General features: G+C 64.4%; 10 protein-coding genes. 4 read left to right on the top strand and 6 right to left on the bottom strand.

The annotated features are described in order from the left end of the window. Positions 1-19: 19 nt before the first annotated feature. The 3 genes from ACSSVC_RS18585 (at position 20) to ACSSVC_RS18575 (ending at position 4,418) form a co-directional block, all read left to right on the top strand. Positions 20-3,256, top strand: a complete 3,237-nt coding sequence (locus ACSSVC_RS18585; RefSeq protein WP_492611146.1) for a hybrid sensor histidine kinase/response regulator — start codon at positions 20-22, stop codon at positions 3,254-3,256. Between the two features lie 74 nt (positions 3,257-3,330). Next, complete coding sequence (locus tag ACSSVC_RS18580; RefSeq protein WP_346632879.1) at positions 3,331-3,978, top strand: response regulator; 648 nt, start codon at positions 3,331-3,333, stop codon at positions 3,976-3,978. A 26-nt stretch (positions 3,979-4,004) separates the two neighbouring features. Next, positions 4,005-4,418 (top strand): TIGR03067 domain-containing protein, encoded by a 414-nt coding sequence (locus tag ACSSVC_RS18575; RefSeq protein WP_346632878.1) that lies wholly within the window; start codon positions 4,005-4,007, stop codon positions 4,416-4,418. Positions 4,419-4,469: 51 nt separating this feature from the next. Here ACSSVC_RS18575 and ACSSVC_RS18570 read toward each other — a convergent pair whose 3' ends face one another. Together ACSSVC_RS18570 and ACSSVC_RS18565 are read right to left on the bottom strand one after the other, a co-directional pair. Beyond that, a complete protein-coding gene (locus ACSSVC_RS18570; RefSeq protein ID WP_492611145.1) occupies positions 4,470-6,764 on the bottom strand; it encodes an ATP-dependent DNA helicase in 2,295 nt (764 codons plus the stop codon). After that, the gene (locus ACSSVC_RS18565) at positions 6,761-8,413 is read right to left on the bottom strand and encodes a VRR-NUC domain-containing protein (protein WP_492611144.1); all 1,653 of its coding nucleotides are present in this window, start codon (positions 8,411-8,413) and stop codon (positions 6,761-6,763) included. The genes ACSSVC_RS18570 and ACSSVC_RS18565 overlap by 4 nt, the downstream gene beginning before the upstream one ends. A 205-nt stretch (positions 8,414-8,618) precedes the next feature. On the opposite strand from ACSSVC_RS18565, the gene ACSSVC_RS18560 reads away from it, so the two are divergent. Then, a complete protein-coding gene (locus ACSSVC_RS18560) occupies positions 8,619-8,843 on the top strand; it encodes a YgdI/YgdR family lipoprotein (RefSeq protein WP_346632875.1) in 225 nt (74 codons plus the stop codon). A gap of 14 nt (positions 8,844-8,857) precedes the next feature. Here ACSSVC_RS18560 and ACSSVC_RS18555 read toward each other — a convergent pair whose 3' ends face one another. The 4 genes from ACSSVC_RS18555 to ACSSVC_RS18540 all read right to left on the bottom strand — a co-directional run bounded on the left by ACSSVC_RS18555 (position 8,858) and on the right by ACSSVC_RS18540 (position 17,525). Further along, entirely contained in the window at positions 8,858-9,238 is a 381-nt protein-coding gene (locus tag ACSSVC_RS18555; RefSeq protein ID WP_404939802.1) for a hypothetical protein, read from the bottom strand. 170 nt (positions 9,239-9,408) lie between these two features. Further along, positions 9,409-11,262 carry a polyurethane esterase gene (locus ACSSVC_RS18550; protein ID WP_492611143.1) on the bottom strand — a complete coding sequence of 618 codons (1,854 nt, stop codon included), beginning with the start codon at positions 11,260-11,262 and terminating at the stop codon, positions 9,409-9,411. Between the two features lie 110 nt (positions 11,263-11,372). Then, positions 11,373-14,372, bottom strand: coding sequence for an autotransporter domain-containing protein (locus ACSSVC_RS18545; RefSeq protein WP_492612575.1), 3,000 nt, complete (start codon positions 14,370-14,372; stop codon positions 11,373-11,375). A gap of 165 nt (positions 14,373-14,537) precedes the next feature. Beyond that, positions 14,538-17,525 carry an autotransporter domain-containing protein gene (locus ACSSVC_RS18540; protein ID WP_492611142.1) on the bottom strand — a complete coding sequence of 996 codons (2,988 nt, stop codon included), beginning with the start codon at positions 17,523-17,525 and terminating at the stop codon, positions 14,538-14,540. Positions 17,526-17,678 lie beyond the last annotated feature (153 nt).

Genomic DNA, 17,678 nt, shown 5'->3' with positions numbered 1-17,678 from the left:
TGCATTTGGGAATTCAGTGATGAAATACAGCGACACCTTCCTGGAGAATCTCACTCGAAGCTCGATCCGGTTGAACAAGGGTCTGTTGATTCTCGCGGGTCTGGCGCTGCTGCTGTTCGCTACCCTCTACTGGGCCGCCCAACGCCTGATCGATGAACAGAACAGCACAGTGAGGTTTCATTTCGCCCGGCTTATGGAAAACATTCAGGAGCAGGAGCTGTTCCTCCGACGCCTGGCCAGCCGCCAGTCCATAGAAGCGCTGCTGGCTGACGAACCATCCGCCCTGTACCTGCAGCAGCCCTTGCCCAGTGAAGGCAAAACCGCCTACGAAGGGCAGCAAGCCCCCTATTCGATTCCCTTCAGCCTGAACTTCAATCACCAGCAACTGGCCGCCAGCGAGCTGCCCAAGGTGTTCGCCCTGGGCCTGCACCTGTCGACGTTCTACAGCGCCTTCTGGTCCACTTCGCACTATCACGCGCCACGTACTTTCCTGTTCAATACCTTCGGCAACTTCGACATCAGCGTACCCGCAGCGCGGCATGCACGGGGCAACCCCTGGAGCAGCAACAGGCCCTACAACAGTGTGGTGGAAAGGGTCCTGCGGCACCTGGCAGTAAAGAACAACGGCTTCCCGGACAATCAGGTCTACTGGGAGAAATACCACCTCCCGGCCTCGATGCAGGTTTCCCCCAAGCTGCTGGCCTACATCAACCTGCACCTTGGCCCGCAACAGTTGCACATCCAGGGCGCGAACAACTGGATGGTGGTGGCCTCGCTGCTGAACCTGGACGAAGTCAATAACATCGAGCGCCTCATGGACTGGTCGATCTATGACGACTTCACCCTGATCGAGCCCTCCGGCAGCATCCTTACCGGCTCCCATGCCTCTGCCGACGCCCTGCACGAGGGTCTCAACTTCGGCTGGCAGGGGATGATCTTCAAGGTGACGAGCCACACCCCGGCACTCTGGACCGGGATCTACACCATCAGCTACAAGAGCTATTTCGGCTACGCCCTGTGGACCCTGATCGGCCTGCTGACCCTGGCCCTGGGCGCCCTCTTCAGCGGCTGGGCCGCCAGTCGCTGGTATCGCGACAAGGTCGTAACGCCGGCGCAACTGGCGCACCAGAGTATTGCCGAGAGTGAAGCCTTCAGCCGGGTGGTGCTCGACACCGCGCCCACCGGCCTGTGCGTGGTGCGTCGTGAAGACTTCAAGGTGCTGCTGGAAAATCGCCAGGCCGAACAATGGCAAGGCACGACAAAACTGCTGGCCCTGCTGCAGCGGGAACAGGGCTTGAGCGACAACGGCGAAACCTACCTCGATGTCGATGGGCGCCATTTGCAGGTCGGCCTGGTCTCGACCCGCTACCAGGGCCAGGACGTGCTGCTCTGCACCTTCAATGACGTCACCCAGCATGTCGAGGACGCCCAGGTGCTGGAACAGGCCAGACGCTCAGCGGACGCGGCCAACGAAGCCAAGACCCTGTTCCTGGCCACCATGAGCCACGAGATCCGCACCCCGCTCTATGGCGTGCTCGGCACCCTGGAACTGCTGGGCCTGACCCAACTGGACCCGCGCCAGAGCGATTACCTGCAGACCATCCAGCGCTCCTCCAGCACCTTGTTCCAGCTGATCAGCGACGTTCTCGACGTCTCCAAGATCGAATCCGGGCAAATGAGCATCGACCCGGTGGAGTTCTGCCCCCTGGACATGGTGGAGGATGCCTTGCACACCTACGCAGCCTTTGCCGAACGCCGCGGGCTGCTGCTCTATGCCTGCATCGACCCGAGCCTGCCGGACCTGATGCTCGGGGACGCCACCCGCATCCGGCAGATTCTCAACAACCTGCTGAGCAACGCGATCAAGTTCACCGACTGCGGCCGGGTGGTGCTGCGCGTGCGGGTGCTGGAACAGGATGCGCGCCAGGCGAGCATAGAGTGGCAAGTCACCGATACCGGCATTGGCATCTCGTCATTGCAGCAACCCCAGTTGTTCGACCCCTTCTATCAGGTCCGCGACGCCTCCAGTGAAGCCGGCGCCGGGCTGGGTCTGGCGATCTGCCAACGCCTGAGCGAGATGATGGACGGGCAGATGCAGGTCATCAGCGAACCGGGGCTGGGCAGCAGCTTTTCCCTGCGCCTGACCCTGCAACGCCTGCCAGGGACCTTGTCGGGAGCCGAGCCACTGCCCGAAGGGCCGCCAGTCTATGTGCGCGCACCGGTGCCGGAACTGATGAAAAGCACGTGCGACTGGCTCAACCGCCTTGGGGTCCAGGCCTATCCGCTGCCCCTCAACCGGGATGACAAGCCCCAAAGCAACGTGCTGATCGACATGCTGCCCCGGGACACCCAGGCACCCTGGCCCGGCCCCTGTGTCAGCGCCAGTTCCAGCGGTCGCTGGAACAGCAACCTGCAGCCGGCGCAATGGGAGGTCGACGCCCACGACATCCGTGCCATCGCCCAGGCCGCGGCGCTGGCCCGCCAGGGACAGCCACTGCACCTGGCACGGCGCGAGCCCGGTCCCTTGCAACACTTGAACCTGAACATCCTGGTGGCCGAAGACAACCCCATCAACCAGGCCATCATCAAGGAGCAACTGGAGGCCCTGGGTTGCCAGGTAACCTTGGCGGCCAATGGTGAACAGGCCCTGGAGCAGTGGCAGCCGCAGCGGTTCGACATCGCCTTGACCGACGTCAACATGCCGGTCATGAACGGCTACGACCTGGCCAGGGAGCTGCGTCTGCGCGAGCCGGAACTGCCGATCATCGGCGTCACCGCCAATGCCCTGCGCGAAGAAGGCCGCCGCTGCCTGGCTGCCGGCATGAACACCTGGATCGTCAAGCCCATGAGCCTGCAGACCCTGCGGGGGCAATTGTCGAAACTCTGCCAGGTGCCCGGCAAAAGCGCCTCGCCTGCCGCCGGACCTGCGTTGCAGACCGAAAACCGGCCAGCGCCGCCCCGCCCCGTAGCAGACAGTATTCAGGTCTCGGAGCGGATGCGGCCGCTATTTCTCAGCACCATGCACGATGACCTGCAACGACTGGCCAAGGCCCTGGAGACCGGCTCCAGCAAGGCTGCGGCAGAGCGTCTGCACAGTATTGCCGGGGCCATGGGCGCGGTGCAGGCCGGGGCGCTGGCCAGGGCCTGCGCCGAACTTGAGTGCCAATTACTGGAAAACACCCTGAACCCGGCACTGGTAGCTCAAGTCAGGCAACTGATGCAGCGCTTGTCGGAACTCCTGTTGCCCCTTGAATAATGGGTGGCAGGGTTTAATGTACCGTCAGTCTCATGTTTCTTTACTAATTTGCGTATTACACGGGTGTGTTTGCCATGGAAAAACTGAAAGTAGTCATTGCTGACGATCACCCTATTGTCTTGCTGGGCGTACGCGAGTTGATGGAGCGCGACGAACGTTTCGAAATCGTCGGTGAAGCGGTGTGTTCCAAAGGTCTGATCCAGCAATTGGAATCCCAGCCGGTGGACATCGTCATCACCGACTACAACATGCCCGGAGACTCGCCCTACGGTGATGGCCTGAAGCTGGTGGAATACCTCAAGCGCAACTTTCCGCACCTGCAGATTCTGATCCTCACCATGATTTCCAACCAACTGATCCTCACCCGTTTGCATGAGTTGGGTGTGGTCGGGGTGATCCAGAAAAGCCAGCTGCACGAAGAGATCCAGACCGCCCTCAAGGCCATCGCGCAAAAAGGCATCTACCGCAGCCTGGAACCTGCTTCCAACTCGGTGATGGAGTCCAATGTGGCGATCGATGAGCGCATCTCCACCCTGTCGCCCAAGGAGTTCGAAATCCTCCGTTTGTTCGTTTCCGGCAAAAGTGTCAGCGACATCGCCCGCAGCCAGAACCGCAGCTCCAAAACCATCAGCGCCCAGAAGATCTCCGCCATGCGCAAGCTGGAAGTACAGAGCGACCAGGACCTGCTGACCTACTGCATTGGCCGCAACATCTTCAACTGAACGCCCCCACAAGGAATTGATCGACAATGGATACTTTGTCATCCACCAGGAGCAACGACTCGCTGGAACTTCAACGCCTGCAGGGAGCCTGGGAGCAAACCGGGATGGAGGACAGCGGCGTACTGAATCCGCCTGACGAACACAGTGCGCCCGGGGCCCTGACCCTGATCGAAGGTGATAGGTTTCGCGTGCTGACGGTGGCGGGTGAAGTGCTGCTGGCCGGCAGCTTCACCCTCGACAGCAGCACCACCCCCAAGTCGATCACCTGGATCGACTCCATCGGCGCGGATGCGGGCAAGCCCCTGCCCGCCAGCTATGAGTTGACTGAGGACGACTTCGTGTTCATCGCCGCCGATGAAGGCCAACCCCGGCCGACCCGCTTCAGCACCGGGCCGGGCCAGACCCTGCGGCGCTTCGTCCGGGTCCGCCAAGGCCAGTGACCCTCGCCCCCGGCGAACAGACGCCGGGGGCAAGCCGCACAGCCCCTGCCATCACCTCGAAATCTCCCCTACCGGCGCCTTCCCTTGGGCGTCCACCGCCCACCAGCTCGGCAACAACTGCCGCACCCTGGGCTCGGCAAAGCGATCGTCGATCAACATCAACACCCCTCGATCGGCCTGGCTGCGAATCACCCGCCCTGCCGCCTGCACCACTTTCTGCAATCCGGGATAGAGGTAGGTGTAGTCGTATCCGGAGCCGAACAGCCTGGCCATGCGCTGCTTCACCTGCTCGTTCAACGGGTTGAGCTGAGGCAGTCCGAGGGTGGCGACAAAGGCGCCGATGAGTTTTGAGCCGGGCAAGTCGATGCCTTCGCCGAAAGCCCCGCCGAGCACAGCGAACCCGATGCCCTGCCCCTCTGCACGAAACTGCTGGAGAAAGCTCAGGCGCGACGCTTCATCCATGCCCCTGGACTGCAGCCACAGGGGAATCTGCGGCTGCTCGCGGGCCAAAAGCTCGGCCACCTGCTGCAGATAATCGAAGCTGCTGAAGAACGCCAGATAGTTGCCCGGCCGCGTAGCGAACTGGCGGGCCAGCAGCTCGACGATGGGCGCCAGGGACGCCTGTCGATGCACATAGCGGGTGGAGATGCGGCTGACGATATGCACGTCCAGTTGCGCGGCGGCAAACGGCGACTCCACGTCCAGCCACACCGTGGTCTGCGGCAATCCCAGCAGGTCGCGGTAGTAATGCTGCGGGTTGAGAGTCGCGGAAAACAGCACCGTGCTGCGGGCCGCCGCCAGTCGAGGCCCGAGCAGCGGCGCCGGCACCACATTGCGCAGGCTCAGCCGCGACAGGCTGCGCTTGGCACTCAGGGAGCGCTTATTGATATCGAAGATGAACTGCTGTTGGTCAAACAGCTCCGCCACCCGGGCAAATTGCAACAGCTCGAAATACAGCCCCTGCAAACCACTGTCCAGGCCCAGGGGCTGCTCGTTGAAGTAGTCCCCCAGGGCGGCGACGCACAAGGCCAGCGCCCTGAGCAGGGCCGTCGGCAACTGCTCATAGGCCTGGTAAGGCGCAAGCTGTTCCTTGTGCAAGGCGTTCCACTCGCGGTTGAGCCGTTGCAATGCGCTTTTCAGCGCCTGAGGCGCAGTGCTGCGCACGCTGGCCAGCTGTTGTTGATCCAGGCTGGCGCTGTACATGCCACGCCCGCGCTCCACCAGGTTATGGGCCTCGTCCACCAGCACCGCCACTTGCCATTGATTGGCCTGGGCCAGGCCGAACAGCAAGGCGCTGAAATCGAAGTAGTAGTTGTAGTCGGCCACCACCAGATCGCTCCAGCGGGCCATCTCCTGACTCAGGTAGTAAGGACAGACCTGATGCTCCAGGGCTACCTCGCGCAGCGCCTGGCGATCCAGCATCGGCACCTGGCTGGCCGCCTGGCGCGCTGCGGGCAGGCGCTGGTAGAAACCCTTGGCCAGCGGGCAGGACTCGCCGTGGCAGGCCTTGTCCAGGTGCTCGCAAGCCTTGTCCCGGGCCACCAGTTCCAGGACCCGCAACGGCAGCTGGGACTGGCTGGCGAACAGCACCCGGGCTGCATCCAGCGCCAACTGCCGCCCCGGGGTCTTGGCAGTGAGAAACAACAGCTTGTCCAATTGCTGCGGGGCCATGGCCTTGAGCATGGGAAAGATCGTGCCCAGGGTCTTGCCGATACCGGTGGGCGCCTGGGCCAGCAGGCAACGGCCGGTACTGACCGCCTTGTACACCGATTCCGCCAGATGTCGCTGGCCAAGGCGAAACTCGCCATGGGGAAAAACCAGGGCCCCGGTGGCCTGGTCGCGGGCCGTTCGGTGACGCATTTCCTGCTGCGCCCACTCCAGGAACACCGCGCACTGGCGATTGAAGAAGCCCTGCAGTGCCTCGGCACTGTGCTCCTCCACCAGGGCGGTTTCCTGCTCGCTGAGGATGTCGAAATACACCAGCGAAACACGGACACTCGGCAGCTGCAGGCTCTGGCACAACAGCCAGCCATAGACCTTGGCCTGGGCCCAGTGCAATTGCCGGTGATTGTCGGGCATGCGGGTCAGGTCGCCCCGGTAGGTCTTGATCTCCTCCAGGAGATTCTGCGCCGGGTCATAACCGTCCGCCCGGCCCTTGACCAGCAGCTCGCCGTATTGGCCCTCCAGAGCAACTTCGCTCTGGTAGCCGGGATTGCGCCGGGAAGCCACGGTGCGGTGCCCGACTATCCCCTCCAGGGCGGTAGGCGATGGGGTGAAACGCAGATCCAGGTCACCGCTCTTGGCGCTGAACTCGCACAAGGCGCGCACCGCAATGCGGTAGCTCACGTTGACAGGTCCTGCCATTGCACATAGCACACCGCCACCGGCATCCGGTGCTCCTGGCAGAAATCCAGCCAGCGCAGCTGGTTGTCCTGCAGCCGGTCCCCCGGGCCCTTGACCTCGATCATCCGGTAGGTCCTTGCTTCGGGCCAGAACTGGATCAGGTCCGGCATCCCGGCCCGGTTGGCCTTGATATCCAGCAGCAGGCGCTCAAACCAGTGTTTCAGGTGCTCGGCCGGCAGGCAGTCGAGGGCCTGCTCCAGCAATTCCTCGGTCAAGGCCCCCCAGAACACGAAGGGCGACTGCAGGCCCCACTTGTCGACAAACCGCTGGCGGATGCTGTCCCGGTAGCGACCATCGTTCAGCTCCTCCAGGCAGGCCTGGAACAGATCGCTGCGCCGCTCATGGAAGTCTTCGCTCAGCAGATCCACCGGCCCACGCTGGAACGGGTGGAAGAAGGCCCCCGGCAAGGGGGCGAAGATCGCCGGCCAGCACAGCAGCCCGAACAGCGAATTGATCAGTGTGTTTTCCACGTAGTGCACGGGTGCCTGGGGTTGCTGCAGATGAGCCTGGACATGCAGCTCCACCGCCAGTCCGTCGGCGTCACGGGGCAGGCACAGATCCAGTCGCGCCACTTCGCGGCTGACCGCCCGAGGCGCCGGCGGGCCACCCAGTTTGCGCCGCAGCCGGGGCATGACCCGCAGCAACTGCTGGGCCTCGGCCGCGCTCTGGGGCGCCGCCGCAGCCTGCTCGGCCAACGCCAGGGCCGCCGGGTACTCGGCACTGAGCTCCAGCACCCGGATCAACCGCAGGCGAGCACCCGGGTAGGCACATTGCTGGTAGATCTCCCGGGCCTGACACCAGTCCGTCAACCGCTCGCAATGCTGCCCCAGCTGGAACAACAGCTTGCCGCGGCGTTTCTCCAGCCAGGGGTTGGCGGTGCTCAACGCGCCAATCTGCGCGAGTACGGCGCCCACCTCCTCCCCGGCCTCGAAGGCTTCCTGGCACTGGTGCAGATAGATGAAGCCGTTCACATCGTCACGACTGCGCAAGCCCCGGGCGTCGGCACTGATCTCGACCTTTTCGTAGCTGTAGATCCCCAGGTCCGCCAGCACGAATTCCGACCAGTCCTGATAGAGGTTGCCGAAGAACATCAGGCGCAGGCGATCGCACAACGGCATGACCGTCAGGCTCAGCAGCCGGTCTGCCAGTGCCGGGCACCATTGGCCGAAGGCCTGGGGATGCGGATACAGCGCTTGCAAGGTCTCCAGCCACTGGTTCTTCTTGGCCTTGGCCGCCAGCCCCTGGTCGCGAAAGCACTGCAGGATCTCGGCCTTTTGCAACAGGCCGAACAACTCGTCCAGGGCCAATGGCGCCTGCTCGTCGACCCAGCCCAATTCCAGCAACGGCGCCAGGGCCCGGGTGCAGTCGCCGATCTCCGGGTAACTCAATTTGCCCAGGCGAAAATGTCGTCCCTTGCGCATCACCATGCGCACCAGCAAAGCCTGGGATGGCTGGGGCAACTGGGCAAAATCCGCGATGAAACGCTGCTCCTCGTCACACAGCACATCGGCGTAGCGCTGCTCCAGCCAGTTCAGGACTTGCTGGAAGTTATGCAGGTAATAAAGGGGATTTTCGAGGGGATTGGAAGTCACTGAACGAAGACGCCACGGCTGGACTGATACTGGTTATGCGTACAGATAACAGCCGACGCCCCGGTCTGGCAAACACTATTGGATAAATGGCGGGAAGAAGATTTTTCCGCTGCCCTGGCGAACTTTCGTCGTCTTCGCTACACCAAGGGGCCATGCTTATAGTGTCCGACGCAACACGGATGCCCCCTACCGATGAGAGGTCTGTATGAACGTGAAGAACCTGGGATTGCTCCTGGCCGGTGTCGCCGCCCTGGCCCTGGCCGGCTGCGCCTCACCCACCGTGGTGACCTTGCAGAACGGTACTCAGTACCTGACCCGGGACCAGCCCAAGACCAAAACCGCTGATGGCTTCTACGAATTCCAGGATATTTCCGGCAAGACCATCCGGGTCAAGGCGGACGATGTGGCCACCGTCCGCCAGGAAAAATGACTCAGCCGTGTGACTCAGTGCGACCAGGGAAAGGGGCCCTGCCCCGGCTCGCAGAAAATCCCCAGCGCCTTGCCGCGCTTTGACAGCTCGTCACGCACTTGCTGGCAGCGCTGCCGCTCCCGAGCTTCGGCGTTATCGATACTGATGTTGCCCGTACTCTCCGGCGCCTTGCCATCCCCCAGACGCAGATTGGCAAAGGGCTGCTCCGGCTGCAGATTGAAGCGGCTGGGGGCCGGTTCCTGCTTTTCGGGTGGCGCCGGCAGGCCTGCCGGCAATTGATCCGGGGTCACCCCGTAACGTTTCAAAATCGAGCTGTGAGGCAGCTCCTCGGCCGATGCCATGAACGCCCACAGGGCCAGCACCAGACCGCTCGCACACCTCTTGCTATTACTCACTGTCAAAACTCTCCTGCCTTTTCCTTGAATCGATTACTGCTCAATACCTTGGGTAACGCATGACCAGGCTTGGGTTTTACAGGTATTTGAGTCGCCAACCGACCGACAGGTCACGATTTTTCTTGCCCAGTCAGCGCGGAGCCCGTTGCAAGCCCCGCGCTGCAGGTCCATCAGGCGATGGTGATGCCCGAGCCGTTGAGGTGCGCGAGGCTGACGCCCACCAGGGTCACCGAGTCGTGGCCGAAGGTCAGGACGGTGTCATTGCCGCTGCTGCTGGCGTGGGCCCGATAGTCCTGGCCCGGCAGCACGCCGCTCACCCCCATGAACACCAGCTTGTCGCCGCTCTGGTAACCGAGGATGCGGTCCTGGCCGAAATGGCCGGTGAACAGGAAGGTGTCATTGCCCCCACCCGACTCCAGCAGATCATTGCCGGCGCCGCCGACGAAGACGTCGTTGCCCTTGCCGCCGATCAGGTGATCGTTGCCGTCCAGGCCGAACAGCCAATCGCCGGCGGCATGGGCCTTGAGCAGATTGTCACCGCCGTCGCCCTTGACCGCAGACGCGTACTGGGTCAGCTGGCTGCCCACCTTCAGCCCCTGGTCAGTGACCTGATGGAACACGTCATCCTTGAACAGACCCCAGAGAAACCCCGGCTCCTTGCTTTGAATGGCGCCGATGTCGCGGGTCATGCTGATCCCGCCGCTGGCGTCGCGCACGTACAGGGTCCCAGCGCCGTCGCTGACGAAGCTGTAGTCCTTCACCGAGTGCTGCAGGTCCAGGGTATTGCTGCCCTTGCCGCCGAGGATGATGTTGTAGCCGCCGTCATCACGGAAGGTGTCGTTGCCGTCGCGGCCTTCCAGATAATCGTTGCCTCCACCGCCCTGGATCAGGTCGTTACCGTCGCTGCCGATGATGAAGGTGCTGCCCTTGTGGGTTTCGGCGTTGCGGTTCAGATCCTGGACCCAGGTGCTGCCCCGGGCCGGGTCCGACAGGTTGGCGACGACAATGGTCGAGTCCTTGCTGGTGAAGTCATAGAACTGCGATTGCAGCACCCGGGTCAGCCCATCGCCGTAGCCGGTGGGCAGGTGAGAGATCCAGGTGGGGATGTTGAGGATCGAGAACGGCAGCACGTTCCACAGGCTCGAGGCGTAATGGTCGTTGAAGTTGACGATGTTGTTGGTGGCCGAGTCCTGGTGGGCGTCGTGCACCCCCAGGGACGACAGGTTGAAGCTGTAACCGTCCAGGGCACGGAACACCGGGTCGTTTTCATAACCGATGTTCAACACCTTGTCGCTGGTGCTCTGGGTCGGCGAGGCATAGGCGATGTAGTTGGCATCCTTGTAGAACCCGGACCAGCGATCGGCACTCAGGTCCGCCAGGCTGTTGACCCCCAGCCCGCCCAGGCTGTGACCACTGACCAGGATGTCCTTGCCCGACAGACCGTTGGCCTGGGCAAAGGCCGCCACATCCCCGAACAGCTTGCCGAAGGCTTCAGCGGCATAGTTCTTCGCATAGTCCTTGGGTCCCAGGGCGGCCAGCAGGTCACTGATGACATCGCCGATGGTGTCGCCGATCACCGACTCCCGGGGACCGCTGGTGCCGCGAAAGGCGATACCGATGGAACTCAAATGGCCCTGGGCATCGTACTTGCCGAGGATCTCCACCTGGGCCGTGCCGTAGCCGTCCTTCTCGCCGAAGAATGTGCCCCGGGCATCCACCTTGCCGCTGTAGCCCAGTTGCTGGGCACTGAGGGTGGACCACCCGGCCTGGTGCAACGCGTCCTTGGCGGCCTGTTCCGAATCCGGGTTCCAGGGAATGCCGGGGATGACCCCCTGGGAATCGCTGCTGCCGATCAGCGCGGTGATCAGTGTCGCCGGCAGGCCAAGGCCGAAGCCGTTGTGCTGGTACCCCACGGCAAAGCCGTTGTCGAGGTTGTGATAGGAATACAGCGTGATCGCCAGCGCATCGGAAAACAGCGCTTTGGAGTCGGCTGCGGTGAAGTTCTTGTAGTCAAAGACACCCATGGTATTGCCTCTCTATTGTTGGAATTGTCAGAGAAAGCTCAGGCCCTCGCAGGCCCCGTTTCCGGGACCGGAGGTCCTGTACAACACCTTGCACATCCGTTGCCTGGGTCTTAGAAAGTCCAGTCCAGGGTCAAGCCGACCCCATGGTTCCGGTCCCGACTGCCCAGCAACCCGTTGTAATCCAGATTGACCCGGGTCTGTCGACCCAGGGCAATGCCCGCCCGCGCACCGACGACCGCCGCATCGCGGTCCAGTGACAGGCTCTGCACCTTGTAGCTTTGTCCACCCTCGGCAAACGCCAGATGCTGATCGGCCCCGGTGGCGCTCAGATTGTGCTGCCAGCCGAGGGTAGCGGACAGGTCCACAGTCTGCCCGGAAGACAGTTGCAACTGCTTGCCGGCACGCATGCCCAGGGTCGAGAGCCAGGCCTCGCGATTGTCGCTATCGCCCTTGAGTGCCGTGGCGCCGCCGTGTTCCTTGAAACGGTCGCTGTCCACATGCACATAAGCCAGGCTGGCAAAGGGTTCCAGGGCCATGGGCTGCAGATCCAGGTGCCACGCCGCCTCGCCGAACAGCTGCATGCTGCGGGCGTCACGCTTGCTCTTCTGGCGATCGGCAACCTCGTCATATTGCAGCTCGCGCCGGGTCGCGATCCGGTGCCAGCTGTAGGAACCGCCCAGGCTCAGGCGCAGTTGTGCAAGCTCCCGTCCGGCGTAGGCACCCAGGTGGTAGCTGTCGATGCTGGCCGAAGAATGCCGGCCATCGCCCATGCTCAGCGAGCTGTCGCTGTAGCCGGTGAACACGCCCAGACGAGTACTGGGGTCCACTTGCCCGTCGACACCGGCCAGCAGGCCGCCGATGGAGCTGGTATAGCCCGCTCGATCCTGGCCGGCGTCGGCCTTGCCCCAGGCGCCCAGGGTCTTGAGCCACACCCCCTGCTCGCCGCCCTCGACGCTCGGGATTGCGACCCCGCCCTGCTGGCGTACCCGCTCCCCCATCGCTTCACGCAGGTAGCGGTTGTCGTTGAGCAACTGGCTGCCCACGGCCGGATGAATCTCCCCGGACAGTTGCTCGAAGGCCTCTTGAGCACTGGCCGCGCTGGCGGCCAGCAGCAGGCTTTCATACACCGGGTTGCCCGCCCCCAGTTGCTCTGCGGCGCCGGCCACCGAGCGCTGGTTGGCGGTCAGGCCGATGCTGCTGAACGACGTGGCATTGCGCGCCACCGCCAACTGTACACCGCCGGCGCTGTAACCGAGGTTGCCCCCCAGAAACAGCGAGTTGGACAGCACCGGGCCGAAGCTGCCCTGCACGCCATTGGCGGCCTGCAGGATATCCAGCTGCCGCCCCACCAGGCTCGGGACCCGTTGTGCATTGAGGGACAGCCCGGGGTTTTCCAGTTCCAGGGCCAGGCTGGCCCCACCGAGAGTTGCCTGGCCATCGCTGACAATCCGGTCACTGCCGCTGGGGGACACCTCCACCGCGTAGGTCGAACCCGGGAGGAAGTTCACATCGGAGCTGACATGCAAGGTGCCGATGGAGTTGCCCGGGGCCACAATCGCGCCCGCGTTGGCGGTCAATGCGCCCACGCGGCCTGTGCCGCCAAGGATGCCGCCGGCGTTCACCGTCACCGCCGACAGCAGCGAGCCGTTGACCGCCAGCCGCCCCTGATTGACCAGGGTCGGCCCGGCGTAGGTGTTGGCGCCGCTGAGCACCAGGGTGCCGACGCCCTGCTTGGTCAGGCCACCGTGGCCACTGATGTCATTGCTCCAGATATCCAGCACACAGCTGATGTCATTGCAGCGCCGCTGGGTCGGCTTGCCGGCATCCAGCAGCGCGCCATAACCCGGCAGGTCGGCGACGAACTGGGTCGAACCGTAGCCGCCCTGGATGCGGAACTCCTCAGGGATATCCGCTTCGGTCACCAGCATCCCGGGCCCGCGAATCCCTTTGCCCAGATCGATCATCCCCCAGCCGTACAAGGCATCGATGCCCGGAGCGCCCAGGTCGGTGGCCGTGGTGCGCAGGACGCTGGCGACCTGTGCCGCGCTCATGTAGGGGAAACGCTCCATCAGTACCGCCGCGGCGCCAGCCGCATGGGGCGCAGCCATGGACGTGCCGTTCTTGTTGGCGTAGCCCAGGGTCATGTTCTCCAGGCTGGTGCCGCCGATCACCGAGCTGTAGATCCGGGTGCCGGGGGCCGACACGCAAAAGCTCGCGGTGTAACCGCAGCGGGAAGAAAAGGTACTGATGACATAGGGATCGGCGCTGCCGGTGTCGGGGTTCTGCTGCAACGCCGCCACGGTCAGCCAGTTGGGGGCAATCTGCGGAACGAAGTAGGCCAGCCCGGCAATAGCGTCGGGGTTGTTCAGGTTGTAATCGTTGCCGGCGGCGAAAATCGTCAGCACCCCGCTGCGGGCCGCGGCGATCGCCCCGTCGTAGGCACCGCCCGGCAAGCTGCCCAGCAATGGCTGGATCTGCGCGAACTGCGCCCGGGCATCGTCCAGGGTGAAGTGCGGGAACGCCGGATCGCGCCCGCCCTTGCTGAAGCGATCGGTGATGCCGATGCCCCAGCTGTTGTTGATGATCCGCGCACCACTGGCCACCAGGCCGTCCCAGCCGGCCTTGTACACCGCACCATCGTTACCGAGGATGATGCCGTCCTCCGGGCCGGGATCGCCGTTGTCGGCGCTGATGATCTGGGCATCGAAGGCCACCCCGTGCATCGCTCCGCCATCGCGGTTGCCGGCGGCTATCCCGCCGACGTGGGTGCCATGGGACCCCAGCTTGCCGTCCGAGCCCACCGAAGGGCGGCCGTCATAGACGAAGGTATCGCCGGCCTTCACCGGGATATAGGGATCGGTGTATTGACGAGTACCGCTGGTGACCAGGGTCACCACCTTGCCCGGGCTGGCGAACTCTGGATGCAGGGCATACACCGGCTGGTCGAAGATCCCCAGCTTGACGCCCTTGCCGCTGTAGCCGGCGGCATAGGCGCTGTCGGCATGAATCGCCCCCAGACCCCAATCGGCCTTGAACTCGGTGCTGCGCCAGCTGGCGGCATCGCCCCGACGGCCGTTCTCCACATAAGGCGCCGCCTGGGCCGTGCCCATCAGCGCCACCCAGCCCAACAATGCCGGAGCGAGGGGCAACCAGCCCCGGTCCTGCCCAAGCACAGCGCCATCCTTGCGTTTGACTTGCTTCACTACGACCTTCCTTAGTTGTGTTGCGAAATTGCCTTGGCGGACTCCATGCCCGCCGCCCGCCCGAATGACGCCTCAGAAACGCCATTCGAGGTTGAGTCCGACGCCATTGTGTTGCTCGCGACTGGCCCACTGGCCCTGGTATTCCAGGCTCAGGTCCAGGTCCCGGGCCAGCGCCAGGCGCGCTCCAGCCCCCACCAGGGCGGCATCGCGCAACGCCGGCGTGCTGCTCACCCGAAACTCGCTGTCAGTGCCGGCAAAGGCCAGGTGTTCGCGGGACTGCCTGTCACTCAGGCGCCGCTGCCAGCCCAGGCTCGCCGACAGCTCCAGGGTCTGGCGGGCGCTCAGTTGCAACTGCCGGCGCCCTCGCAGCCCGAGGGTGCCAAGCCAGGCATCGCGCTGGTCAGCATCTGCGTGCAAAGCCGCCGCGTCGCCTTGCTCATGGAAGGCATCGCGGTCCAGGTGCTGGTAGGCCAGGTTGACGAAAGGCTCCAGCACCAGCGGTTGCAGGGGCACGGTGTAAGCCGCCTCGGCCAACAGCTGCTGGCTGCGGGCCGCCACCCGGGCTTTGTCCCGGGCGGACACCTCGCCATAGGCCAACTCGCGCCGCACCTGGGCGCGATGCCAGCTCTGGCTGACGCCCAGGCTCAGGCGCAGGGCGTCCAGGTCATGCCGGACATAGGCGCCCAGGTGATAGCTGTCGACCTGGGCCTTGTCGCGGCTGCCGGTGCCCATGTGCAATGAACTGTCGCTGTAGCCTCCCGCCAGGCCCACCCGGGTCTGCGGCGAGCCGAGATCGCGCTCGATCCCCAGCAGCACGCCGCCCAGGGAGCTGGTGTAGGCCGAGTGGTCCTGGCCGCCGGCGTTGCGCCCCCAGGCTCCCAGGCCCTTGATCCACAGACTGGCCGATTGATCTTCAGCTGCCGCGACATCCTGCCCGGCGCGTTGCATGCGTTCCCCGAAGGCCTCGCGCAGCACCGAGCCCTGGTTGATCAGCATCGCGCCCAGGGCCGGATAGACCTCCCCGGACAGCTGCTCCAGTGCGCCCCGGGCCTGGGCTGCCGAAGGCAACAGCAGCAGGCTTTCATAGAGCGGATGGCCTGGCCCCAGACGCTCCAGCGCAGCACCGCTGGCGCGCTGGTTGGGCGTGGCGCCGACGCTGGCAAAGGTCGTCGCGCTGCGCACCACGGCCAGTTGCACGGCACTGGCCGAATAATCGAGAACGCTGCCCAGGAACGGCGAAACGGCCGCGCCCTCGGCAAAATGCCCAAGCACCCCGCCCGCCGCTTGCAGGATGTCGAACTGACGGCCGATCAGGCTCGGCACCGGCCCGGCGCCGAACAGGTTGCCTGGGCGCTGTGGCACCAGGCTCAGCTGGGCGCCACTGAGGCTGGCCTGGCCCGTGGCGACAATCCGGTCACTGGCCTCGGGCGACAGCTCCACCACGTAGCGGGAGCCGGGCTGAAAGTCCAGATTGCCGGCCACGTGCAAAGTGCCAATGGAGTTGCCCGGGGCCACAATCGCGCCGGCCTTGGCGGTCAGCCCGGCCACTTGCCCGGAACCACCCAGGGTGCCTCCGGCATTGACCGTGACCGTCGACTGCAAGTGGCCGTTGACCGCCAGCAAGCCACCGTCAACCCGGGTCGGACCGCGATAGCTGCTGTCGCCATCGAGCACCAGCCAGCCGGCCCCGGACTTGATCAGGCTGCCCTGGTACACCCGCTGCCCGGCCGCCGCATCACGGGCCTGGCCCAGGGCGTAGTCGGTCCGATCCTGCTGGCTGGCCCCCGTCCCCAAGCCTTGTTCCCAGCCCCGATCCTTCAAGGTTTGCTGCCACGCCAAGTGCTCGGCGCGGTCCTCCACCTGCCGCTGGGCCAGGGCCTGATCGGAGATGCCGTTGCGCCAGCGATCACCCTGTCCGGCACCGAGGTTGACGTTGAATTCGCCGAGCAGTTGCCCCGGCCCGTGCATGGCCCGGCCCAGGTCTGGCACGCCCCAGCCCACCTGATTGTTGGGGCCCTGGGTCAAGGCGCCGTCGAGCTGGCGCGCGGTGGTCAACAGCACCTGCAGGGCCTGCTGGTTGTCCAGGTAGGGGTAGCGCTCCATGACCAGGGCCAGGGCGCCGGTGGCATGGGGGGCGGCCATCGAGGTGCCGTTGTAGGTGGCATAGCCGCCGGGCACAGTGCTGGTGATGGCAGCCCCCGGCGTCGCCAGGCACCAGTACTTGGCGATCCCGCACTGGTTGTATTTCTGCTGGTTGTTCTTGTCCAACCCCGACACCGCCAGCCAGTGACCTTCCAGATCTGGCTGAAAGTACGGCAACGCGGCCCGTACGCTGGCATTGGCATAGCCACTGTTGCCGGCGCTGAACACATTGATCACGCCATGCCGGGAGACCTCGGCAGCCGCATCGAGCCAGGTGTCCTGCTGGAAATGCTGGGCATAGGCGCCATGCAGATCGCCCAGGGTCTGGTAGCTGACATCCTTGGGCTGGCTGCCCCAACTGTTGTTGATGGCCCGCACACCAGCGTCCGCCAGCGCGCCGTACACCGCCTTGAAGTAGCGGGGATCGGGGCCCGGGCCAAAGAGGAAGCTGTCGTTATGGTCGGTGTTGCCTACGTACACCTGGGCATTGAACGCCACGCCGTGCATACCGCTGCCATCACGCGCGGCGCCCAGGGTGCCAGTGACATGGGTGCCATGGCTGTCGTTGGCGCTGTTGAGCACCCCGGAAACGCTGAACAGGCTGCCATCCAGGTAATGGCCGTCGGCAGTGACCGGGTGGTAGCGATCGGGGCTGGCCTCGGGATGGCTGGCATCGAACCCCGAATCCAGGGCACCGATCCGCACCCCGGCGCCGCTGATACCGGCGGCGTAGGCCTGGCTCGCCTGCATGCGCGCCAGGCCCCAGTCCTGCAGGTATTCGGCGGAATGCCAACTGGCAGCGTCGCCCGAACGGCCGGCTTCCCGATAGGCGCCCAGGGCCGCCAACGGCAGGCTTGCGGCAAACGCCAGGCACACAGTGCCCGCCAGCCTCTTGAGCTGATGACATCTCACATCCATGTTGATGACTTCTCGTTTTTTGTTGTTGTTCGATCGTCCATCCGGGACGGATCAGCTTGTTGCCGGCTACTTCAGGGGAGCCACCCCGACTGCCTCCTTGAGTTCAACGTCCGCAAAGCCCGGGGGAGCGAATCCTGCGCGCCCCCGGCCGAG

Source organism: Pseudomonas sp. E1BtOHC1 (genome assembly GCF_058744285.1).
Note: the sequence above shows the minus strand (reverse complement) of the source record. Positions and strands in the feature narration are given on the sequence as shown.